Origin of the sequence: Clostridium beijerinckii (assembly GCF_036699995.1) — a bacterium.
Taxonomy (GTDB): Bacteria; Bacillota; Clostridia; order Clostridiales; family Clostridiaceae; genus Clostridium; species Clostridium helianthi.
This window is the reverse complement of sequence record NZ_CP144906.1, coordinates 2,876,958-2,901,168: the sequence shown is the minus strand read 5'-3', so window position 1 is coordinate 2,901,168 and position 24,211 is coordinate 2,876,958. Positions and strand designations below refer to the sequence as shown.

Annotated in this window: 22 protein-coding genes; 18 read left to right on the top strand and 4 right to left on the bottom strand. The window is 28.6% G+C overall.

The features are described from left to right. Positions 1 to 16 precede the first annotated feature (16 nt). From rfbD to PZA12_RS13405, 6 genes are all read left to right on the top strand, one after another. Positions 17 to 898 carry a dTDP-4-dehydrorhamnose reductase gene (gene rfbD / locus PZA12_RS13430; RefSeq protein WP_078115766.1) on the top strand — a complete coding sequence of 294 codons (882 nt, stop codon included), beginning with the start codon at positions 17 to 19 and terminating at the stop codon, positions 896 to 898. Between the two features lie 18 nt (positions 899 to 916). After that, positions 917 to 1,966, top strand: a complete 1,050-nt coding sequence (gene rfbB / locus PZA12_RS13425; RefSeq protein WP_078115503.1) for a dTDP-glucose 4,6-dehydratase — start codon at positions 917 to 919, stop codon at positions 1,964 to 1,966. Positions 1,967 to 2,160: 194 nt separating this feature from the next. Next, positions 2,161 to 2,934 (top strand): sugar phosphate nucleotidyltransferase, encoded by a 774-nt coding sequence (locus PZA12_RS13420; RefSeq protein ID WP_077843020.1) that lies wholly within the window; start codon positions 2,161 to 2,163, stop codon positions 2,932 to 2,934. Further along, on the top strand, positions 2,925 to 4,016 hold the full coding sequence (gene rfbG, locus PZA12_RS13415) for a CDP-glucose 4,6-dehydratase (RefSeq protein WP_078115767.1): 1,092 nt from the start codon (positions 2,925 to 2,927) through the stop codon (positions 4,014 to 4,016). Before PZA12_RS13420 ends, rfbG begins: the two co-directional genes overlap by 10 nt. 15 nt (positions 4,017 to 4,031) lie before the next feature. Continuing rightward, positions 4,032 to 4,982 (top strand): NAD-dependent epimerase/dehydratase family protein, encoded by a 951-nt coding sequence (locus PZA12_RS13410; RefSeq protein WP_078115504.1) that lies wholly within the window; start codon positions 4,032 to 4,034, stop codon positions 4,980 to 4,982. A 1-nt stretch (position 4,983) separates the two neighbouring features. Then, positions 4,984 to 5,712: a glycosyltransferase gene (locus PZA12_RS13405; protein ID WP_078115505.1), complete on the top strand. Its 729-nt coding sequence runs from the start codon at positions 4,984 to 4,986 to the stop codon at positions 5,710 to 5,712. Between the two features lie 46 nt (positions 5,713 to 5,758). Here PZA12_RS13405 and PZA12_RS13400 read toward each other — a convergent pair whose 3' ends face one another. Next, on the bottom strand, positions 5,759 to 5,944 hold the full coding sequence (locus tag PZA12_RS13400) for a hypothetical protein (protein ID WP_077843017.1): 186 nt from the start codon (positions 5,942 to 5,944) through the stop codon (positions 5,759 to 5,761). A 120-nt stretch (positions 5,945 to 6,064) separates the two neighbouring features. Between PZA12_RS13400 and PZA12_RS13395 the strand changes: the two genes are divergently transcribed. From PZA12_RS13395 to PZA12_RS13375, 5 genes are read left to right on the top strand one after another with little or no spacing between them, the layout of a single operon-like run. Next, positions 6,065 to 6,514, top strand: a complete 450-nt coding sequence (locus PZA12_RS13395; protein WP_078115506.1) for a dTDP-4-dehydrorhamnose 3,5-epimerase family protein — start codon at positions 6,065 to 6,067, stop codon at positions 6,512 to 6,514. Between the two features lie 4 nt (positions 6,515 to 6,518). After that, positions 6,519 to 7,871 (top strand): lipopolysaccharide biosynthesis protein RfbH, encoded by a 1,353-nt coding sequence (rfbH, locus tag PZA12_RS13390; RefSeq protein WP_078115507.1) that lies wholly within the window; start codon positions 6,519 to 6,521, stop codon positions 7,869 to 7,871. 1 nt (position 7,872) lies between these two features. Then, positions 7,873 to 9,171: a protoporphyrinogen/coproporphyrinogen oxidase gene (locus PZA12_RS13385; protein WP_078115508.1), complete on the top strand. Its 1,299-nt coding sequence runs from the start codon at positions 7,873 to 7,875 to the stop codon at positions 9,169 to 9,171. A 6-nt stretch (positions 9,172 to 9,177) separates the two neighbouring features. Beyond that, positions 9,178 to 9,963, top strand: a complete 786-nt coding sequence (locus tag PZA12_RS13380) for a glycosyltransferase (RefSeq protein ID WP_078115509.1) — start codon at positions 9,178 to 9,180, stop codon at positions 9,961 to 9,963. Positions 9,964 to 9,967: 4 nt separating this feature from the next. Next, positions 9,968 to 10,609: a hypothetical protein gene (locus PZA12_RS13375; RefSeq protein ID WP_078115510.1), complete on the top strand. Its 642-nt coding sequence runs from the start codon at positions 9,968 to 9,970 to the stop codon at positions 10,607 to 10,609. A gap of 111 nt (positions 10,610 to 10,720) precedes the next feature. Here PZA12_RS13375 and PZA12_RS13370 read toward each other — a convergent pair whose 3' ends face one another. The 3 genes from PZA12_RS13370 to PZA12_RS13360 all read right to left on the bottom strand — a co-directional run bounded on the left by PZA12_RS13370 (position 10,721) and on the right by PZA12_RS13360 (position 14,233). Then, positions 10,721 to 12,247, bottom strand: coding sequence for a DNRLRE domain-containing protein (locus PZA12_RS13370; RefSeq protein WP_242964379.1), 1,527 nt, complete (start codon positions 12,245 to 12,247; stop codon positions 10,721 to 10,723). Positions 12,248 to 12,336: 89 nt separating this feature from the next. Next, entirely contained in the window at positions 12,337 to 13,350 is a 1,014-nt protein-coding gene (locus PZA12_RS13365) for a hypothetical protein (protein ID WP_078115511.1), read from the bottom strand. Between the two features lie 94 nt (positions 13,351 to 13,444). After that, on the bottom strand, positions 13,445 to 14,233 hold the full coding sequence (locus tag PZA12_RS13360; RefSeq protein ID WP_078115512.1) for a Cof-type HAD-IIB family hydrolase: 789 nt from the start codon (positions 14,231 to 14,233) through the stop codon (positions 13,445 to 13,447). A gap of 253 nt (positions 14,234 to 14,486) precedes the next feature. Between PZA12_RS13360 and lexA the strand changes: the two genes are divergently transcribed. The 7 genes from lexA (at position 14,487) to mutS (ending at position 24,055) form a co-directional block, all read left to right on the top strand. Then, a complete protein-coding gene (gene lexA, locus PZA12_RS13355; protein WP_078115513.1) occupies positions 14,487 to 16,025 on the top strand; it encodes a transcriptional repressor LexA in 1,539 nt (512 codons plus the stop codon). A 138-nt stretch (positions 16,026 to 16,163) separates the two neighbouring features. After that, complete coding sequence (locus PZA12_RS13350) at positions 16,164 to 16,799, top strand: ABC transporter ATP-binding protein (RefSeq protein ID WP_078115514.1); 636 nt, start codon at positions 16,164 to 16,166, stop codon at positions 16,797 to 16,799. Then, positions 16,792 to 17,571, top strand: coding sequence for an ABC transporter permease (locus PZA12_RS13345; RefSeq protein ID WP_078115515.1), 780 nt, complete (start codon positions 16,792 to 16,794; stop codon positions 17,569 to 17,571). The genes PZA12_RS13350 and PZA12_RS13345 overlap by 8 nt, the downstream gene beginning before the upstream one ends. 268 nt (positions 17,572 to 17,839) lie before the next feature. Further along, entirely contained in the window at positions 17,840 to 19,300 is a 1,461-nt protein-coding gene (locus PZA12_RS13340; RefSeq protein WP_078115516.1) for an NADP-dependent glyceraldehyde-3-phosphate dehydrogenase, read from the top strand. A 321-nt stretch (positions 19,301 to 19,621) separates the two neighbouring features. After that, a complete protein-coding gene (locus tag PZA12_RS13335) occupies positions 19,622 to 19,990 on the top strand; it encodes a hypothetical protein (RefSeq protein WP_077843005.1) in 369 nt (122 codons plus the stop codon). Between the two features lie 89 nt (positions 19,991 to 20,079). Then, positions 20,080 to 21,081, top strand: a complete 1,002-nt coding sequence (locus PZA12_RS13330) for an acyltransferase family protein (RefSeq protein ID WP_078115517.1) — start codon at positions 20,080 to 20,082, stop codon at positions 21,079 to 21,081. 184 nt (positions 21,082 to 21,265) lie between these two features. Beyond that, positions 21,266 to 24,055, top strand: a complete 2,790-nt coding sequence (gene mutS, locus PZA12_RS13325) for a DNA mismatch repair protein MutS (RefSeq protein ID WP_078115518.1) — start codon at positions 21,266 to 21,268, stop codon at positions 24,053 to 24,055. Positions 24,056 to 24,211: the final 156 nt, after the last annotated feature.

Here is a 24,211-nt window from a genome sequence, read left to right as displayed (position 1 = left end):
AGGTGCGTATTTGACAATGAAAATATTAATAACTGGAGCAAAAGGACAATTAGGCAGAGAGATTACGGAAATAATAAAAATCGGAAGAGCTGATATAGGAGAGATATCAGAAAGTATAAAGCTATCTGAAGTTATTGGCTTTGACGTAGATGAGCTGGATATAACGAATTTAGTCAAAGTTAAAGAGGTGCTAAGTTATTTAAAACCAGAAGTAGTAATAAACTGCGCTGCAGCCACCAATGTTGATAGATGCGAAATTGATGAGGATTTTGCATTTAGGGTTAACTCATTAGGGCCAAGAAATCTTGCTATAGCTTGTGACTCAATAGGCGCTAAACTAGTACAAGTGTCTACCGATTATGTGTTTAGCGAAAATACTCATAAGCCATTAAAAGAATATGATTTAGCTTCACCATCTAGTGTATATGGTAAAACTAAATTTCTAGGAGAGCAGTATGTACAGCTATTATGTTCAAAGCATTTTATTGTAAGAACAGCGTGGCTTTATGGTTATGTCGGAAGTAATTTTGTTTATACAATAATGAAACTTTCTAAAGAAAAAAACCATATTAATGTTGTGAATGATCAAGTAGGAAATCCTACTTATGCTAATGATTTAGCATATCATATCTTGAAGCTAATAGAAACAGATGGTTACGGAATATATCATTGTACCAATAATGGCGAGTGTACATGGTATGAATTTGCTAAAAGAATTGTTAAATTATCTGGAGAAGAATGTGAAGTAATACCTTGTACTTCTGAAGAATATAAGACTCAGGCAAAAAGACCTGAATATTCGTCTCTGGATAATATGATGTTAAGAAATACTGTTGGCGATGAAATGAGAGATTGGAAAGATGCAATAGAAGCGTTTATAAGTAAATTAGGTAAGTGAAATAAAGGAGTTGTAGTCATGAAAACTTATTTAGTTACAGGTGGAGCTGGATTTATAGGATCAAATTTTATTTTATATATGCTAAATAAATACGAAGATATTAATATAATAAATTTAGATAAGTTAACTTATGCAGGGAATTTAGAAAATCTTAAATCTATAGAAAATGATAAAAGATATGAATTTGTTCAAGGAGATATTTGTGATAAAGAATTAGTCGAAATACTTTTTAAGAAATATCATATAAATTATGTTGTCCATTTTGCAGCAGAATCCCATGTTGATAGAAGTATAAAAGAACCTGAAGTATTTGCGAAAACAAATATACTTGGTACTGTTAATATCCTAAATTGCGCAAAAAATGCTTGGGAAAATGATCAAGGATTTGAAGAAGGCGTTAAATTTCTTCAGGTATCAACAGATGAAGTTTATGGCTCGTTAGGCTCTAAAGGCTTTTTTAAAGAGACTACCCCTTTAGATCCTCATAGTCCATATTCTTCAAGCAAGGCAGGGGCAGATTTAATAGTTAAAGCTTATTATGATACGTATAAAATGCCAATAAATATAACAAGGTGCTCAAATAATTATGGACCTTTTCAATTTCCAGAAAAGTTAATTCCTTTATTAATAAATAATTGTTTAAATCATAAGAGACTTCCGGTCTATGGGGATGGAATGAATATAAGAGACTGGCTTTTTGTAGAAGATCATGTGAAAGCTATTGATATGGTAATTAATAATGGCAGGATAGGAGAGATATATAATATTGGTGGTCATAATGAAAGAACTAATATACAGATTGTAAAAACAGTTATTTCTTATATTAACGAAAATGTAGACAAAAATGTAAGTGAAAGCTTGATAAAATATGTTGAGGATAGAAAAGGACATGATAGAAGGTATGGCATAGCACCAGACAAAATAAAAAAGGAATTAGGTTGGTACCCAGAAACTACTTTTGAAATTGGAATAAAACAAACAATTAAATGGTATTTAGATAACAAAGAATGGATGAAAAATGTAACCTCTGGTGATTACCAAAAATATTATAAAAATATGTACAAATAATATATTCCAATTTCTTGTTAAGAATTGCCTAAATTTATATTTATTATTTAATCTAAAAAAGCATTATTATGATGCTTTTTTATTTTTTTAATAGTATGTTATGCAATAGAGTAAATTCGTGTTTATAAAGTAACATAAGAAGTAGTGAAATCATATTATAAAATACTACGAGTAGAAAATGAGGTGCTAAAGATATGGATGTTGTAATATTATGTGGCGGAAAAGGAATGAGGATGAGAGAGTACAGTGAAAGAATTCCTAAGCCTCTTGTAACGGTAGGAGATAGACCTATTATATGGCATATAATGAAGACTTATTACCACTATGGTTATGATCATTTTATTTTATGTCTTGGATATAAAGGAGAATTAATTAAACAATATTTTGCTAATATGCTTATTCTTAATAGAAATTTCACAATAACAATGTGTGATGATGATTATAAAATAAAATATTTAGATGGAGAAAAAGAAAAATGGTCTATAACCCTTGTTGATACGGGATTAGAAGCGAAAACAGCAACAAGACTAAAGAGGGTTAGTGATTATATTGAAGGCGAAGAATTTTTTATGACATACGGCGACGGATTAAGCGATGTTAATATAAACGATTTACTTGAGTATCATAAAAATAAAGGTACGTATGTAACTTTAACAGGAATTAATCCTGTATCAACTTTTGGTGAATTAAAAACTAATAATGGAATAGTAGAAAATTTTGAAGAAAAACCAATCAAAGATACAATAATTAACGGTGGATATATGGTTATTAATAAAAAGGCTCTAAACTATATTCCTAATGAAGACTGTATGTTTGAGCAAGAACCTTTAAGAAGTCTCGTTAAAGATAGACAAGTATCTGTGTTTAATCATTACGGTTTTTGGAAAGCTGTAGACACAGCCAAAGATGTAGAAGATATAAATAATCTATATAATGCGGGAGAAGGTAAGTGGAAGATATGGGAGTAGAAGACAAAAGATTAAATCTTGATAAATACAAAGGTAAAAAAGTACTTGTAACAGGACATACTGGATTTAAGGGATCGTGGTTATGTATGTGGTTACTAAAATCTGGAGCTAGTGTAATTGGAGTATCTAAAGACCCATATACAAAATATGATAATTTTGTATTAGCTAAATTAAGTAATAAAATAGTTGACCTACGTAATGATATACGAAATTTAGATGAAATGGAAAAGATATTTGATAAGTATGAGCCTGAAGTTGTATTTCATCTCGCTGCACAACCATTAGTGAGATTATCTTATGAAATGCCAGTGGAAACTTTTGATATTAATATAAAGGGAACCATAAATATACTTGAATGTATACGAAAAAGCAAAAGTGTCCAAGCTGGGATTATCATAACCTCAGATAAATGCTATGAAAATATAAATCAGATATGGGGATATAAAGAAACTGATAGACTCGGGGGATATGATCCATATAGTTGTAGTAAAGCTTGTGCAGAGCTTGTTACTGGATCATATATAAATTGCTTTTTCAATCCTAATGAATGCAAAAATCATGGAAAATTTATTGCAACTGTAAGGGCTGGAAATGTAATTGGAGGAGGAGATTGGAGCAAGGATAGAATTATTCCGGATATAATAAGATCATTGCAAAATAAGGCTCCCATAGTAATAAGAAACCCAATTGCAATAAGGCCTTGGCAACATGTTTTAGATCCGCTAAGAGGATATCTGATGTTAGGTAATCATTTGATTTCACATGAGTCTGAATTTATTGGAGCTTGGAACTTTGGACCAAATTCAAATGATATTTTAACAGTTAAAGATATTGTTTCTAGAACAATAAAGCTTTGGGGTGAAGGTGCTTTTATAATTGCTCAAAATAATGGTCCCCATGAAGCAGAGTTATTAAGCATTGATTGCACTAAAGCTAAGAGATATATCAAGTGGAATCCTATCCTTGGTATAGACGAAGCACTTAAAATGACTGTTGAATGGTATAAAGGCTATAAAAATAGTGATGTTTATGAGCTATGCATGAAACAAATAGAAACCATAGAAGACAAAAGTTTTGAGTAGAGGTAGGGTAATAATATGAATATTTTAATTACAGGTGGATTTGGATATTTAGGAAGTTATTGTGCAGAATATCTCTCTTTAAAAGGAAATGAAGTAACACTTATTGGAAGAAAAATCCCGAAATATATGGAGGAATGGACTAAGAAATTTAATGTGGTAATTGCGGATATAACTGATGAAAAACTATTCTTAAAACTATTAGGAAATAAGTATGATTGTGTTATACACTGTGCAGCAGCCAATGAGGTTAAGTGTAAAAATTCACCTAAGGAGTCTATTTTAATAAACACGTATGGTACTGAAAATATGCTTGATATATGTACTAAATTAGGAATAGGAAGATTTATCTACGTTTCAACATTTCATGCATATGGAAGTTCCAACATTGTTGGAACAATAAATGAAAAAAGCAGCATTGAAGCATCGACTTTATATGGAATAACTCATTACTTTGGAGAACTTCTCACAAAACGTTATTCAAATAACTCTAATATCTTAGGAACTTCTATAAGACTCGCAAACCTTTGTACTAGACCACTTTTCAGTGGAATTGAAAGATGGAGTATTGTGCCAAATAACTTCATAGTACAGGCCTTTAAAACTAATAAAATCATAATAAATTCATCAGGAAACCAAAAAAGAAACTTCTTATCTATTAAAGATTTGTGCAGTGCAATTGATATTATATTAGAAGAGCAAAAACAAAAATATGATGTCTTTAATATAGGAGGCGATTCAAATTATTCTATAAATGAAGTTGCAGAAATTGTAAAAAGTGTTGGCGAAAAACTTTTAAAAGGAAAACAAATCGAAATAGCTCATACAAAAAAACTTGATCAAATAATTGAAAAAGATGACTATATATTCGATATATCTAAAATAAAATCAATTGGATATAAACCTAATTGCAACATTGAGGATGAGATAAAGGAAACATTTGAACAATTTATAGAGAGTGAAGTGTAAAATGAAAAATAAAACTGTAATAATAACAAGTATGTTTAATGTTAAACCCTATATACAAAATGGACGAGATCGCTATACTAAAGAATGGATAAATTATAGAATCAAAGTATTTCAGGAATTCACACTCAGAAGTTTAAAATTACAAACCAATCAAGATTTTAACTTCTTCCTTTGTTATGAAGACGCTACTGATGAGTTGATAAAGTCAGCATTAAATAAGTATGAGACTCTTCCAAGTAATGTTCATTTTGTAATGAAATCTAAGTATCGCGAGGAAATAAAAGAATATTTAAAAGACTATGAATATGTTTATTTTGTGAGGCTAGATTCAGATGATGCTTACCATAAAACATTTATACAACAATTATATGACTATAATCCAAAACCTGAAACTGTTTCTTTAATTAATAGAAGTGGATATATTTATGATTCGGTAAATAAATCAATAGGTAAATGTTATTGCAAGGTTGTAACATTTTATACCTTTATTTATAAAACACAAGACTATTTAAATGGTAAAATATACAGCCAAGATTTTACAGATATTGATAATGAACAGTATATAGCTATTAGAGTTCCACATGAATTTATAGAAAAGAGAAATTATTTATGGCATGTTCATGGTAAAAATACTATTACAAGCTTTAATAATTGGTTTACTCAGGTGGATGATGCTACTGATGATATAGAAGTTGTAAATAAAATAATACCTGAATATATAGGTAAGTAATCCATAAAAAAACTTCCAAGGTGGTAAATTACCACCTTATTAATTGTTATAGAAATCTAACATGAGATTTTAAAATCGGAATAGGAATTTCTTCATCTGCTTCTTTTATATAAGGATTTATCCATATAAATTCTTCACCATCATTTAATACTTCACATATAGTGCCAGCCTTTATAATAATACCACCAATAGCGGTGAAATCAGAAACAACTAAACATCTCGCTTTATTCATTTGATGCATCTCCTAATCAAATCGTTTTATAGCATTATATGTAGAAAGTTGTATATAGTTTAACATATAAGGCATATATTACATATATTATAATAAAGTTTGTTTTAGGAGCGTCACAATTTGATAGATGGAGTAGTTATAAAAAAATTAAATAAGATACCTGACGATAGAGGAACTATTTTAAAAATGCAAGAGAGTACTGATGATGAATTTAAAGGGTTTGGTGAAATATATTTTTCTACAATATATCCAAACGTTGTTAAAGGCTGGCATCTGCATAAAAAAGCGGTTCTTAACTATGCAGTAATCAAAGGAATGATAAAACTTGTACTGTACGATTCTAGAGAAAATTCAAGTACTACCAATGAACTTATGGAAATATATATGGGAACAGAAAATTATTGCTTAGTTCAGATTCCAGCAGGAGTATGGAATGGATTTAAAACTGTTGGCAATGAGTATGCTATAGTAGCAGATCTAATAACAGTAAATCACAAGGATGATGAGATGTTAAGAATGGATCCATGGAAATCTTTCATTAAATATGATTGGAATGTGAGGGATAGATAAAATAATGAGCGAAATTTTTATACAGGATGAAAATTCAATACGTAAAGAAATTCTAGATAAAGTTAAAGATATATATAAGGTAAGAAAAGAATCCGAAAAATTTATTGAAGGAAAAACTAAAATTCATTATTCAGGAAGAGTATTTGATGAAAATGAAATGATAGCAGTTGTAGATTCTGCTCTTGATTTTTGGCTGACATTAGGTAGAAAGAGTATAGAATTCACCGATGCATTTAAAAACTTTCTAGGAATAAAAAATTGCTTAGTAACTAATTCTGGTTCGTCTGCAAATTTAATTGCTGTATCAAGTTTGTGTTCTAGACAACTCATTAATCCCTTAAATGACGGGGACGAAGTAATTACTACTGCAGTTACATTTCCAACAACATTAAATCCCATAATACAAAACAATCTTAAACCTATCTTTGTTGATGTGGAACAGGGAACGTATAATATAGATCCAAAATTAATTGAGCAAGCAATAACTGATAAAACAAGAGCAATTATATTCGCTCATACATTAGGAAATCCTGCTGATATGGATGCAATAATGGAAATTGCAGAAAAGAATAAATTATATATTATAGAAGATACTTGTGATGCATTAGGATCAACCTATGATGGTAGATTTTGTGGCACTTTTGGAGATTTTTCAACTTATAGCTTCTATGCTGCTCACCATATTACTATGGGTGAAGGTGGAGCAATATGCACAAATAATCCAGAGCTTAGTAGAATAGCCCTTTCAATTAGAGACTGGGGAAGGGCATGTTATTGTCAACAAGATGAAAAAAATCCGAATGGGGCCTGCAATCATAGATTTGATTTCAAATTTGGAAACATGCCTGAAGGTTATGATCATAAATATATTTATACTAATATTGGATATAATTTAAAGCCACTAGATATTCAATGTGCAATGGGAATAAAACAGTTAGAAAAATTACCAGTTTTTATTCAAAAGCGAAAAGAAAATTTCAAGAAACTATATAATTGCTTAAAAAAATATGAAGATAAAGTTATTCTTCCTAAATCATACAAAAAAGCTGATCCAGCTTGGTTTTCATTTCCAATAACAGTGCGAGATAATGTTGGCTTTACAAGACGAGATTTTGTTCGGTTTCTAGAATCAAGATGTATTGAAACAAGAATGCTTTTTGCAGGAAATATATTAAATCAACCAGCATATAAAAACATTAATCATAAAATCATAGGAGAATTAAGCAATTCAACTCAAGTCCTTTCATCAACATTTTTTATTGGTGTTTATCCTGGAATTACCACTGAAATGATGGACTATATGATTAGTACTATAGAAGACTTCTTTAAGAATATAACCACAGGATTAAAGATTTAAAATGGATAAAAGTATAGTAATATTAGGAGCTGGTATAACAGGAATTGCAGCAAGTTACTATGATGAAAGTGATCAAACTATTATTTATGAAAAAGATAATTCCTATGGAGGCATATGCGGTAACTTCCAGCTTGATGATTTTATTTTTGATAAGGGTATTCATTTATCTTTTACTCAAGATAGCGAAGTTAGACATATTTTTGATAAAGTTCCGCATAGATCTTTTGAACCACACCCTAAAAATATTAGTAATTATAGGTGGTTTAAACATCCGATACAAAATAATCTCTTTAGCCTTCCTATTGAAGAAAAGGTTAAAGCAATAGTTAGTTTTTGTGATAAAAATAAGGTGAATACTGAAAATATAAATTATAAAAACTGGCTATATAGCAAATATGGAGAATATATAACAGAGAATTTTTTCTTAAAATATACTAAAAAGTATTGGTGTGAGAATGCTGAAAACATGGATATATCATGGATTAAAAACAGGGTATATACTCCAAGTCTTGAAGAGGTTATTTATGGTGCACTTACTGAAGATACACCAAATACGTATTATGCAAAGGAAATGAGATATCCCATTAGCGGAGGGTATAAAGAGTTTTTAAAACCAATTGTTAATAACTGTAATATTGTATTTAATGCAGAGGCTATTTCTTTAGATTTGAAAAATAAAACAGTTGAATTTAGTAATGGAGATAAAGTTAACTATGAATTTTTAGTTAGCACTATACCTCTTACTGAACTAACTTCTATTACGAAAGACATTAGTGAAGAACTAAAAAGTAGAGCTCAAAATTTACGATCAACTTCGGCAATTTTAGTTTCATTAGTTATTGAAGGAGAATTAAATTTTGATGATATTTGGTTTTATATTTATGATGAAGATATACTTCCAGCAAGAGCATATCTGCCAGGCAAAAAATCGATAAATAATATTAAGCCCGGATATAGTACAATTCAATTTGAAATATACAGTTGCAAAGCCAAACCTTTGAAATGTTCAAATGAAAAAATAATTAACAATATCTATGATTTCATTGAGAAAGCTAAAATTGCTTCAAGAAATAGCGTAATACTTTCCGATATTAGAAGTTTAGATCATACAAATGTGATCTTTTATAGAGATACAATAAAAAATAGGGATTATATAATAGATTTTTATGAGAAAAATCAAATTTATTGTGCTGGTAGATTTGGTCAATGGGATTATTTGTGGAGTGATCAGAGTTTATTAAGTGGAAAAAATGCAATAAACAAAATCAAATGTAAGGTAGGAAACGAAAATAGGAGATGAACTTTAATGAAGAATAAGAGTATTGTAATTCTAATACCATTAAATATTGCGAGCTATGAAGAAGTTGAGTATGAAGAAAAAAATGATATACGCGGATATTTTGACACTGTAGATAAAGAAAGAGAAGACGAGATTTGGATAAAAAATAGAATTAATATATTTATGAATTACACCTATAGAAGCCTTATAAATCAAACAAATCAAGACTTCACAGCTTGTGTTTTATATAGTAAAGAAAGTGAAGAACTTATATTTTCCGAAATAAGTAAATATGGGCCAATGCCCCAAAATATTGTTTTTATCAGCAAGAATATGGCAGACATATTTATAAAAGAAAAAATCATAGGAAGTGAATATGTATATTTTGTAAGAATTGATTCAGATGATATGTATCACAAATCATATGTTCAGAAGTTATATGATTATATTCCTAAACCTGAAACAACTGCACTATTGAATCAATGGGGGTATCTATATGATTCGTTTAATGATAAGTTATTTATATGTAGTGCAAAAGTGACATCATGTTATACCCTAATTTATAAAACTGAAGATTATATAAATGGAACTGTACCAAGTGTAATTACAGACAAGCTAGATATTCAAATGGGAACCGCTTGGAGTATGCCTAATAAAGAATATTTGGATGGCTTGAATTATGCATGGCACGTCCACTCAAAAAATACTCTAACTTCTTCTGAGGAGTGGTTTACAAATGAATGGACATATTATTTAAGCGATCCAATAAATAAAGATATTATTAATCCAATAATAAGTGAATTTATGGGGTGATCTGTTGAAATATAAAAAAGGCCGTAAAAATAATAGTTTTAAGAATATATGCTGCTATGATAAGAATTGCAGCATATACTCTGATGAGCCATATGAATTTCGCTTCATTGGTGGTACACCTGACGGAAGAATCATCGTTCCAAATAGCAAAATTTACGCTCCTTCTGATGTAAGAAAAATAGTTTTGAAGAAAAACTCGGTTAGCATTAAAAGTTCTAAAATTGAGAGAATAAGAACTATAAATAGATGTGATAACAGATATATTGAAGTGATAATAAAATATAAAGTTTCATTCTGCATAAAAATCTATAATAGATATAATCATTTATATAAGATGAAATGCTATATAGACAAATACCCAATGCCGAATAATCAATCATTTAGTAAAGACTTTATTAGGGTATACTCCATTGCTACAACTAGAATTTTAATAAATTGTGGTAACAGAGACATATGTAAAGATAGCCCTGATCCAAAAGTTACTTTATATGATAAAGCATGTATAAAAAATATTAATTACAAGTATTGCAAAGAAAAAAAATATATAAGTTTTTATGATGTAAATTGTGAAGAATATGTATTGATGCGTGTTGGGATTTTGATTATAGGTAAAATGAAAGTAGTATTTAATAAAGATATATGCTAAATTCAAGTAATAATAGAGTATATTATTAAAGTTCTTGCTCAAATAATTACATTATTACCTGAACAAGAACTTTATTTATAAAAGACATGTTGAATCGTTTTTTATCGTAGTCTAGTTTATGGGTTCAACTGATATTGAACCAATCAATTTTGTTAGTGAATTCAAATTTGACGACAATTCTAATAACTGAGAGCTGACAGAGTTCAAGTTAGAAAAATCAAGTTTCTCTGCCTTAGTAAAGTCATTAATTGCTTCTCTTAGACTCTCAAGATTTACACTTAAATTAGGTAATAGAGCTTTTAATTCTAATATCTCATTACTTAATGATGACATATTTATATTCAACGTTTCAATGTCATTTTGTTTTAAACTAACAAATTTTTCATCTAATAAAGATAACTCATCATCAATATTCGCTAATTTGCTCGATAAACTGCTTATCTCTTCACTTAAAGACTCATTGTAAGAATTCAAAGAGTTCAATTTCAAATCTTGATTTACTAAGACCTCATCTAATGATGATATATTTATATTTAATGTTTCAATATCATTTTGTCTTAAATTAGTAGAATTTTCATCTAATAAAGATATTTTATCATCGATATTCGCGACTTTGTTTGATAGGCTGTTTATTTCTTGGCCTAAAGATTCACTGTAAGAGTTCAGAGAATTTAGTTTCAAATCTTGATTTACTAAGATCTCATTTAATGATGACATATTTATATTTAATATTTCAATATCGTTTTGTTTTAAATTAGTAGAATTTTCATCTAATGAAGATATCTTATCATCAATATTTGCCAGTTTATTTGATAAGCTGCTTATCTCTTCACTTAAAGATTCATTGGAAGAATTCAAAGAGTTCAATTTTAAATCTTGATTTACTAATATCTCCATAACTTTATTAAGCAGATGATTAATTAACGTAACCTCTTCTTGATTCTTTACACTATCTCTTTCAACATTTGAAGATTCCTTTGAGGTAGAAATGTCTTCAGAATTATTAGTCTCAGTCTCCTCATCATCGTAAGTATTCTCTTCAACAGGTTCTTCAATATAAGTTTCAATATTAAGTTCTTCCGATAAATCAATATTATTTGTCGAATCTATATTATATGTTATTATATCTAAATATGGAGGATATTTTGACTCGAATGAAGATAACTTAATAATTGAATTAGAATCCTGATTTTGAGGAAGTAAAAATATATTATAGCTTTCATTATGTGTTGCTAGAGATCTAATCAATGAAGTAACATTAATTTTTAAATAATATCCCACATTATATCCATGTATTATATGATTTAATAACTTTGTATAATCCTTTTTGGGCAGGCTTGACCAATCGATAGCAGCTATATCTACATTGCTATAATTACCTAAAATACCAAAGCCAAAGGAATTCTTATAATCTGGTTTAATATCTTCAATAAACAAATATAAATATGCTTTCTTTATAGAGTCAGGGGACAATTCAGATAGTTGAAAATTTAATAAAGAAATATAGCGATTATTGCCTAATGACCTATTGTTTATGGAACCAACGAGTAATGACTCGTTATTTGAAAAGTTTGTATTCGAATGATATTTATCCAAGTATGTTGAAGTATTACAAATAGCTTTAATTGAATTTTCCACTTTTACTACTCCTTAAATTTTAAAGGTTTCATATTATACTATGAAATTTTATATTATTAGGTGCTTTTTGCTTATATACCAATATAAATTTATTTCTTGAGTCCTAGTATCTCTAGAGAGTTATTATAGGCAAAGATAGCTGATGAGTTATCTATTATATCATTATGATAATTTGATTTATAATTATAGCATTTAAAAGGATTGTTATATGCTAAATTATCTGTGAAAGGATTCAACCACGTTTTCCCAATATCATACGAAATGCTCGTATATAAATTTGAGTATTCTATCCATTGAAGATAAAGCATATTTTTGCATTGTATTAGATTAGGAAACGTACATGCAATAGTCTTGCTTATAGTTTGATAGTTATAAGCAATAAATTGATTGTCATTTATATATCCTTTTATGTAGGTGCAATAATATCTACGCGAATTATTCTCAGAAAATGCGATATGGCAATTATTCTTAGAATCCATAATAACAGATAAATATACTTTAGATTTATTAGAATTTGTTACTTGACAAGGTTTAGACCAACTATTTGTACTTGAATCAAAAATAGATACAAAAAGTTCTTCATAGTTATTAACTATTTTAAAATAAAATATTATAGGAATAGAATCTTTAAATATCACATTAAAATTACTTAATATTGTATAATTAGAAGTATCTATTTCATTTTTTATCCATTTTCCATTTATATTGCAATAATGAATCAATGTGAAATAAGCTCCTGAGTTATTAACCAAGTAATACAGAAGGTGGATATTACCATCTATTTTTTTTATATAAGGAAACTTAATTGTAAAGGCATTGGAATTATAATTTAGTAGCACATTTTTTAGAATAATTTTATTATTTATATATAAATACATAAGATTACTCTTTTGTATACTTACTAAACCATATATAGTATCGTCTTCATTTATATCGAAACAAAGGTCGGCAAAAGTATAACTTCCTTCTAATATTTTTTTTGATGATATTAAATTAAATTCAGGAGAATAGTTATACACTTCAATACCTTTATCCAAATTTATGATAGCAATATCCTTATTGGATTTTCTCATTAAAGTCTCAAATTTTCTTATAAAGGACATAAAATTCCTCCTAAAAGATTTCTTCTACTATGTATATTTAGCGACGGGCTATTTTATACATTTCTTTTAGGAGGAACTAAAAATAAATAATTTTCTATATAATATTGTAATGTTTTAAAGCATATTTAATTCCATCATCCTCAATATCCTTTGTGACAAATGATACTAAGTCAAATAATAATGGAGTACTATTTCCCATAGCAATACTATTTTTCACATATTTAAGCATAGATAAATCATTGGTACTATCACCAATAGCATATGTGTTTTCGTGGTGAATATCTAAATAATTTATTAAGTATTCTATACCTGATGCTTTAGAGAATCCTAAAGGAACTAATTCATAAAAGCCTTCACCACGATGTATAAATTCAAATAAACTTTTAAATTCATTATGAAAGCTTTCAAAATCACTATTTTCATTAGTCCAAATTACAAATTTATCAAAGTTAATTTCAGCATCATCAAAAGTTTTACCTTTATAAAATCCTTCCCTTATATGACGTTCTTTGATTCTAAGAACTTCTTTAGAATGTATATTGGTATCGTAATAAATATCATTCTTACCTTCTAATATAGCATCGATATTATATTTGCGAAGCTTGGCTACAATTTCTTTTGATAAATCTATTCCAAGATTTCTATGTAGTATTTCTTTATTTTTAAATTCTATGTAAGTTCCACATCCACAAACATAACCATCAAAATTTAGTTCTTTGACACAATCATCAATTCCTATAATTGTTCTCCCTGTGTTAATGAAGATTAGATGCCCATTTTCTTGTGCTTTTTTTAGAGCTACCTTAGCACTGTTAGGGACTGTATAAGTCTTTTCATTAAATAATGTTCCATCAATATCAAAAAATATAATATTGGATTCCATTATGTCACCTTCCTTTTTCGTTTGTATATCCATATTTAAATTGCCTTATTTTACTTTGTTTATTATAACTATTTTATAAGATTAATACAATGTTTGATCGATTAATTAAAGATTTTTCGATAATTGACAAACAAATTTACGTTATTTCTCTAAACTTTACATACAGCTATTAAGTATAGTATAATTACAAAATAATTAAGAATTTATGTTCGATTTATAAAGTGAAATTCAATGAAAAAAGGAGGGGAGAAATATGGAATTTGGCAAAAAACAAAAAAAGATAATTAATAATAAGCCAAATGGTCATCTATTAATAAAAGGTCCTAAAGGGTCTGGGAAGACCACTGCATTTATACATAAGATTCCATCACTACTTAATAATTATTGTATATCTAAGGATGATAAAATACTTGTCGCAGCTTGTAACGAAGAATATTCTGATTATTTTTATTCTGTCTATAGAAATATTGAAGGTGAAAAATATCATCAAAATAGCTTCTTTGATGAAGATAATAGTGATAAATTAGAAATAAGAACAATAGATTCTTTAGTCTCTTATTATTTAAATAAATATGTGAAAAATAATAATAAAAATCTTACTTTGGCATCTTTTGAAGAACGTGAAGCTGAGCTTAAAAATGCAATACTTATAGTGTCAAAAAGATACGAAAAGAAAAAACCGAATATATTAAATTTAGATCATATTGAATTTATAAAAGACGAGATTAAATGGATTAAATCATGTAATTATTTAAAACTTGAAGAGTATCAAAGCGCTAATAGAGTTGGTAGAATTAATAATTTGAACACTGAGATATCTAAAATTCTTAGAAGAAACTCTAAACAAAGACAAGCTATCTTTGAAGTTTTAGAAGAATATACTAATAACTTAAGAAAGCTTAATAAAGTAGATGCTCAAGACATGGAACTTTTGGCTTTAAATGAAGCAAAAAAAGCTCCAATAATTAATTATACCCACATATTTATAGATAATAGTCAGCAGCTTACGAAAGTTCAATTAGAATTAGTTAAATCAATATATAATGAAAAATCTTATTCCAGTATAACATTTATTATGGATACTTTTGAAACTGCTATTCCTAATGCTTGGCTTGTGAAGGGACGCCGCTTTTCTAGTTTAGGATATGATATGAAGGGAAAATGCATTTCTTTGAATGAATCTTACAAAGAAATAGAAGTTGAAGAGATCGAAGAATTTGTAGATAGTAATGATAAGTTGATTCAAAAAAATGAGACTACTAAGAATTTATTACAAAGTTCATCTCTTACATTAGGGTCTATAGAATACATAGATTTAAAGAGAAATATATCTCATAGATTTATAAAAGATTCAGGATCAGTAGATGAAATATATGTAGATTATAACAATTTTGAAGAAAAAGTAGACGACGTAGTAAATATTCCTGTATTTAATGAGATTGCAGCGGGTAATCCAATTTTAATTAATGAATATATTGAGGATAGCTATTCATTACCAAAGGATTGGATAAGAACTTCAAAAGATGTTTTTATGCTTAAAGTTAAAGGTGATTCCATGATAAATAAAAATATTTATGATGGAGATTATGTAGTAATAAGTAAGCAGAATATGCCACGTATTAAGGATATTGTTGCTGTTGATATTGAAGGTGAAGCAACGCTTAAGACTTATAAAGTTATTGATGGGAAAATTGCTCTTATACCTGAGAACGACAACTATCAGCCAATTATTATAGAGAATCAACAATTTAACGTTTTAGGTGTAGCTATTGGGCTTATTAAAAATTCATAGATTTAGTGAAAAACCTTGTAATTATTGGTATAATTGTTACAAGGTTTTTTTACTTATACTAAGTTTATGTCATTAATCAATTTGAATGATATGTGCAGAAATGATTACAAAAGCTATATAATGAGGAAGTGAATTAATATGTTTGAAATTAGAAATATAAAATTTAGAAATATATTAGATATCAAATTTCTGAATATAGATAAACCAATTACATGTGTTGTAGGGCCCTCTGGTAGTGGAAAGACAACTTTACTTCGTATGTTAAACCGTTTAAACGTACCCGATGAAGGAGTTATACTTTATAATAATAAAGATATTTCTAAAATTGATACAATATTATTACGTAGAAATGTGGTTATGTTAGGTCAGACTCCCGTTATTTATAGTGGTAATATAGAAGATAATCTCCAAATTGGATTAGAATTTTCAAAAAAACTTCCTGCATCAAAAAGTAGAATGAAAGAAATTCTTGAAAGAGTCGAGCTTAATAAAAAACTCACTGATGGATGTGGTAACCTTTCTGGCGGGGAAAAACAGCGACTATGCCTAGCTAGAGTGATGCTTATGGATGCTGATACATATTTGTTAGACGAGCCTTCAGCTGCACTGGACAAAGATACTGAGCAATTTATAATAGATAATTTTTCAAAGTTTGTGTTAGAAAACAATAAGGAACTTATAATGATCACTCATTCAGAGCAGATAGCGCAGAAATATAATAATTCAATAGTGAGAATTGAAAAAAGAGAGGTTGTGAAATCTTATTATGAATAATGCAGTCATGAATCTATCGGTCTTCCAACTTTCAATTGCTTATGTTTTTGTACTAATAATGCTTATTATTTTTAAATCAAGAGGCATCAAAAGAGAAAAACAAATATTGATTGCTTCAACTAGAATGACAATACAACTTACTATAATGGGTTATGTTCTCATGTTCGTATTTAATAATCCAAGTTGGTGGTTAACTTCTTTTATGATTATAATTATGATTTCTTTTGCAATCTATAATTCAATAAAGAGAGTGAAAGTTCAAATGTCAAAGGAATTAAAAAGTATAATTGCTTTTTCAATGACCTTTGGAGCTCTTTTGACTGCAGCTTTCTTTATAATAGTTGTTCTTAGTGTTCGCCCATGGTTCAATCCTCAATATTTTATTCCTATTTCAGGTATGATTGTTGGTAACAGCATGACAGGTATTGCACTAGGCGCAAATAAACTATGTAGTGATTTTGAAGATAAAAGAATTGAAATAGAAAATTCGTTAATGCTTGGGGCAAGCCCACTTGATGCCACTAGACAAATTGTTAATAATGCTTTCGACAGCGCCATACTTCCAACTATGAATAATATGCTAACTATGGGAATTGTATCTCTACCAGGAATGATGACAGGACAGATTCTTTCTGGAACATTTCCTATCACTGCAATAAAATATCAAATTGGTATAATGCTTGCTATATTAGGTAGTACTGCTGTATCCACTGTTTTGTTTGTTACTCTTGGATATAGAACATTTTTCACTAAAGATAACAGGTTAAAATAACTAATTTTTATAAGCTTTATACGAAGAGGTATTGGATATTCTTAAAGTTTTAATTAATATGAATTTTAATCTTAAATTTTTCATAAAATTCATAAGAAGTAATTTTTTATATTCCATACTTTATAACAATAAGCCGTATTTCCAAGAATAAAAATATATTAATTATTAAATTTTATTAATTTATCTGGATATAATATAATAATTAGTATATTATATTATTAAATGATAATTAATATTAATTAGTAAATTGTATTAAAGAGGTGAAGGAATGTTTAATTGTATAAAATGCGAAAATAATAACTTTAAAAATTTAATAAATGGTGAATGGGTTGGTAGTAAAGATAACAAAGTAATTGAAATTTATTCGCCACTTGATAATTCATTAATTGGTACAGTTCCTGCTATGACAAAGGAAGATGTTGATAATGTAATAAATATTGCAAAAGCTGGGCAAAGAGAATGGAGTAAAGTTCCAATAAGTGAAAGAGCCGAAATTTTGTATAAAGCAGCTGATATTTTAGTTGAAAGAACTGATGAGCTTGTTGATATTATGGTTAGAGAAATTGGTAAAGATAGAAAGAGCTCAAAATCTGAAATCCATAGAACAGCAGATTTTATAAGATTTACTGCTGATACAGCTAAGAATATGTCTGGTGAAAGTATACCAGGAGATACTTTCCCTGGATTTAAAAGAAATAAAATCTCAGTTGTAAATAGAGAGCCATTAGGAGTAGTTCTTGCAATATCTCCATTTAATTACCCAATAAACCTATCAGCATCAAAGATAGCGCCTGCAATAATTGTAGGAAACTCATTAGTATTAAAACCTGCTACTCAAGGTAGCTTATGTGGTTTATACTTAGCAAAAGTTTTTCAGGAAGCTGGAGTGCCAAATGGGGTATTAAATACAATTACAGGTAGAGGCAGCGAAATAGGAGATTACGCAGTTACTCATAAAGGTGTAAACTTTATTAATTTTACTGGAAGTACAGACGTTGGTGTTAGAATTTCAAAACTAACTAGCATGGTACCACTTTTAATGGAGTTAGGTGGAAAAGATGCCGCTATAGTTTTAGAAGATGCGGACTTAGAGCTTGCAGCTAATAATATTGTAGCAGGTGGTTACTCATACTCTGGCCAAAGATGTACTGCAGTAAAAAGAATTCTAGTTTTAGAAAAAGTTGCTGATAAATTAATTTCTAAAGTTAAAGAGAAAATGAATAAACTTGTGGTCGGAAATCCATTAGAAAAAGATGTAGATATTGTACCATTAATTAGTACTAAATCGGCTGATTATGTTATGGAATTAATAGATGACGCCAAAGATAAAGGTGCAGATCTAATTGTCGGTGGAAATAGAGAAGGTAATTTAATATATCCAACACTTTTTGATAATGTTACTACTGATATGAGGCTTGCATGGGAAGAGCCTTTTGGACCAGTTCTTCCGATAATAAGAGTAAAAGATAAAGATGAAGCTATTGAGATAGCGAATAAATCAGAATACGGACTTCAAAGTGCAGTATTTACAGAAAATATTGATGATGCATTTTATGTAGCTGACAGATTAGAGGTAGGTACAGTACAAGTAAATAATAAAACTGAGAGAGGTCCAGACCATTTCCCATTCCTAGGAGTTAAAGCTTCTGGAATAGGAACTCAAGGAATAAGATATTCAATTGAATCTATGTCTAGACCTAAGGCAACAGTAATAAATTTAGTAAGATAGACACATAAAGTTTGAAAAAATTATTAGCAACTTTTAATTATTGGAGATTTGTTGAGTTGATATAAAATCAAATGACAAAATCTTATAGCAATCACTATATAGAGAAAATGCACCACGTTGAATTCAGATTTCTTGGATTTAACTTGGTGTATTTTTTATATTAATATAATTTTTTGTTGTCACGGTATTAGGATATATACTTTTCTCTAATTTAGCTTAAGTGACGTTTGAGCTTTAAAAGTGTATAATTCAGAGGTTTTATGTAACTAAGGCTTATTACTTGTACTATCATATTTATATAAGTAAGTAGGAGGTAAAAAAATGAGTAATAAAGAAGATGCATATGTAATTTATGATGATTTTGAAACTAGGTATTTATTAAGATTCTATTTAAGCTATGGTCTTAGTTTCGGGCCAACAAGCTACCAAAGTGGAGCTTTGAAAGAAAAGTCTCAAAAAGAATTTGAAGAAAAATATCAGTATATAAAAGATGTATTTGAAAAAGCATTAAATGCTTTACGAAACAATCAAAAAGTTGTAATAAAGAAAAGTAGAAATAATCAAATTAGAGAAATAATCAATACAGAAAGTGAATTATTCTTTTATATAAATAAATATCGTGGTAAGAGATATTTATCTCCAGAATTAATTAATAGACTAATTGATGATTTAAAGGTAGTTACTAACTAAGTTTAGGAATAATGATTTTAATGAGTAGGCATTTGAAATTCTAAGTGTCTGCTCTAAAATATTAATATGTTAAGGGAGAGTGTTGTGATATGGAAACAAAAAATGATATTCATTATGGAATGGTTGATGTATTACGCTTAGTTTTTGCAATTGCAGTTGTATCAATTCATACAATGGCTTTTAAGTCCGTAAATGATGACTTATGGATTGCTACTAGTATGGGTATTGCTAGACTCGCTGTGCCATTTTTCTTTATGGTTTCGGGTTATTTTTTATATAATAGAATTGGTTCCGAAAAAGAACCCAAATCAACTATTAAGCATTTATTACGTATCTATTTTTTATGGGTGCTTATAGAGATTATAGCTTTATTTCCACTTGTCTTAAGCAGTTTAAGTGCTCCACCTATTTTAATTATTGAGAGATTATTATTTGCAGGGGTTACAGGAAGCCTTTGGTATATATCTTCGCTAATTATTACTATCTTTATAATTTCCCCATTATTAAAAAGAGACAAGCTGTTTTTCTTGTTTATAATTGGATTTGTATTATATCTATTTGGGACAACTGGAGATACCTATTATGGGTTGTTTGAAAAAACTATGATAAATCCATTAATCAACGGATATACTTCAATATTTATGCTTCCACAAATAGGCATTACCGAATCAATTCTTTTTGTATCTTTAGGTGCAATCGTTAGCAAATATAAATTAAATGAAAAGATACAAAAGTCAGGATTACTAAGTATACTTTCAATTATATTACTTTTAATTGAAACCTTTGTGTTAAATAAAACTGGAATTGCTAAGGACGCTAATATGTATCTATCAGCAATAATTGCAGCCCCTTTAATCTTAATTTGGGCAATTAATTCCACAAAAAATATTTCTACTAAGGTTTCTAAAGCCTGCAGGGAATATAGCTTAGGAATATATTGTTCTCATCAAATAGTTATGATATGGCTTGCAATGTTTATACCAGTACTTTTTGCAAATACAATTCTTAGGTTTATCTGTTCTTTATTATTGTCTGCCTTAATAATTACAATTTTAAGAAAAACTAAAATTAGAAAAATCCTTTTAAGATAAATATTTATATCTATTTTCAGTTAAATAAAATATTAATGAAAATCTCTAAGATAATTGTTATAATTGTTCTAGGGATTTTTAGATGTATAATGAAATTTATATAAATATTACCTTAAATTAAATATATATAAATCTAGGTCGAGAAACAGTGTAACCTAGCTACATAAAAAGGAGGAAATTAATTATGGCTTTAACGCCAATGATGGTTGAATATATGAAAACAAAGGAGGAATACAGTGATTGTATTCTATTTTATAGATTAGGTGATTTTTACGAAATGTTCTTTGATGATGCAATAACTGTATCTCGAGAGCTTGAATTAGTTCTTACAGGAAAAAATTGTGGTCTTGAGGAAAGAGCTCCTATGTGTGGAATACCACATCATGCAGCAGCAGCATATATACCAAGGCTTGTTAATAAGGGGTATAAGGTAGCAATATGTGAACAGCTTGAGGATCCAAAGGAAGCAAAAGGAATTGTAAAAAGAGGTGTTGTAAAAATAATTACACCAGGAACATTCATAGATGCTAATAGTTCTCTAGAAAATGATAATACATATTTAATGACTATATATGAAAGCAATGAAAAAATAGGTTTAGCAGTTTCGGATATAAGTACTGGCGAATTTAAAACAACTTCCTTTGATAATATAAAGATAACCTTATTAGACGAGATTTCAAAGGTTGCACCTAAAGAAATTTTAGTAGATAAAAACATTAGCCAATCTTTAATAGATGATATAAAGGGTATAACTACTGCACTTATTACAGAGAAAGACTTTAATGAATTTATTGTATCAAAAGAAGAAATTATAGATCAATTTTCCGATTTAGAGGTTTCTGGATTAGTAAATGAAAGAGAAATTGCAAGCAGAGTACTACTTAAATACATATATGAAACTCAAAAAATGAGTTTAACTAATATAAATTTGCTAGAACAATATGAAATAATTAATTACATGACAATTGACGGAAATTCAAGAAGAAATTTAGAACTTACTGAAAGTATACGAGAAAAAAGCAAAAAAGGGTCTCTTTTATGGGTTCTTGATAAAAGTGCTACATCTATGGGTGGTAGAACAATTAGAAAATGGATTGAAGAACCGTTAATTATTAAATCTGAAATAGAAAAAAGACTAAGTGGTGTTAGCGAAGCATTTAGTTCAATTAGTTTTAATGAGGATTTAAGAAGTTCTTTAAAAGATATTTATGATATAGAAAGAATTGTCGGTAAAATTTCAAATAAAAATGTGAATGCAAAAGATATGTTATCTCTTAAAGCTTCATTAGACAAATTACCATCTATAAAAGAACTTTTAGGAACTGCTAATTCAGAACTGCTAAAAGAATATTATGAAAATTTAGATGAACTATCAGACATAAGAGAATTACTTGAATTTTCCATTAAAGAAGAGCCCTCTTTAAGTATAAAGGAAGGAAATATAATTAAAGATGGTTATAATTCAGAAGTTGATGAATTAAGACAGTCAAAGCTTCATGGTAAAGAATGGATTGCAGCTCTGGAAAATCGTGAACGAGAATTTACCGGAATCAAATCTTTAAAGGTAGGTTATAACAAAGTATTTGGATATTACATAGAAATTTCAAAATCAAATTATAATTCTATTCCAGAAGGTAGATATGTAAGAAAACAAACTCTTGCAAATGCTGAGAGATATATAACCGAAGAACTTAAAATTATGGAAGATAAAATTCTAGGTGCAGAAGAGAAGCTTATAAACTTAGAATATTCTTTATTCACTGATATAAGAGATTCCATTGAGAAGGAAATTGCAAGACTAAAAAAAAGTGCTAGAATAATTTCTAATCTAGATGGTATTTCCACCTTGGCATTAATCGCTCTTGAAAATGATTATGTAAAACCTAAAATCAACGAAGATGGAATTATCGAAATAGTAGATGGCAGGCACCCAGTTGTTGAAAAGGTAATTGGAAGAGGTGAATTTGTTTCCAATAATACTACCTTGAATCAAAGTGATAAGGAATTGCTATTAATAACTGGACCTAACATGGCAGGTAAATCAACATACATGAGACAGGTTGCCCTTATTACATTAATGGCTCAAATAGGATCTTTCGTACCAGCAGCTAGTGCTAATATTTCAATTTGTGATAAGATATTCACTAGAATTGGAGCTTCTGATGATTTAGCTGGTGGTAAATCCACATTTATGGTTGAAATGTGGGAAGTATCAAATATCCTTAAGAATGCAACGTCTAAAAGTCTAGTATTATTAGATGAGGTAGGACGTGGAACATCAACTTATGATGGACTTTCGATAGCTTGGTCTGTCATTGAATACATAACTGGTAATGAAAATTTAAGATGTAAAACTTTATTTGCAACACACTATCATGAATTAGTAAAACTTGAAGGAGTTTTGCCTGGTGTTAAGAATTACTCTGTAGCTGTTAAGAAAATGAAAGATAGCGTAATCTTCTTAAGAAAGATAGTTGAAGGTGGTGCTGATGAGTCTTATGGTATAGAAGTTGCAAAACTTGCTGGTCTTCCTGATGATGTTATTAATAGAGCAAAAGAAATTCTTTTAGGCCTTGAAGGCGAAAATAATTTTGATATACACAAAGTAACAAACACTGAAATCATAGAAAATGAGGTTGCTCTAGATATAAATAGAGACAATAGTGTAGTTACTATTACTGAAAAAGCCTGTGAAAGTAAGAGTCAATATATAGAAAAAGTTGAAGCAAAAGATTCTTTTAATAAAGCAGAAAGTAATAAAAATGATCATAGAATTGATGAAAAGACTGAAAATTCATCTAAAAAACATAAGAATAAGGATTCTTCTAACAATATGCAATTAGATTTTACTTTTATAGAAAAAGAGGCATTTCTAAAAGAAGTTAGCGAAGTGGATATATTAAGTTTAAATCCTATGGAAGCCATGAACACTCTATATAGGTTAGTTGCTGAAGCTAAAAAATTAAACAATTAATACAATTATCACATAATAGTTGTAGTATCAATACTTTTGAATAAAAACATAACAGTACTTCATCATAAAGGGTATTGTTATGTTTTATCTTCTTTAAAATAAAAACTTTCTAATCCTATTAAAGTAGTTTAATAGTTCCAATTATGTTAAAATAAT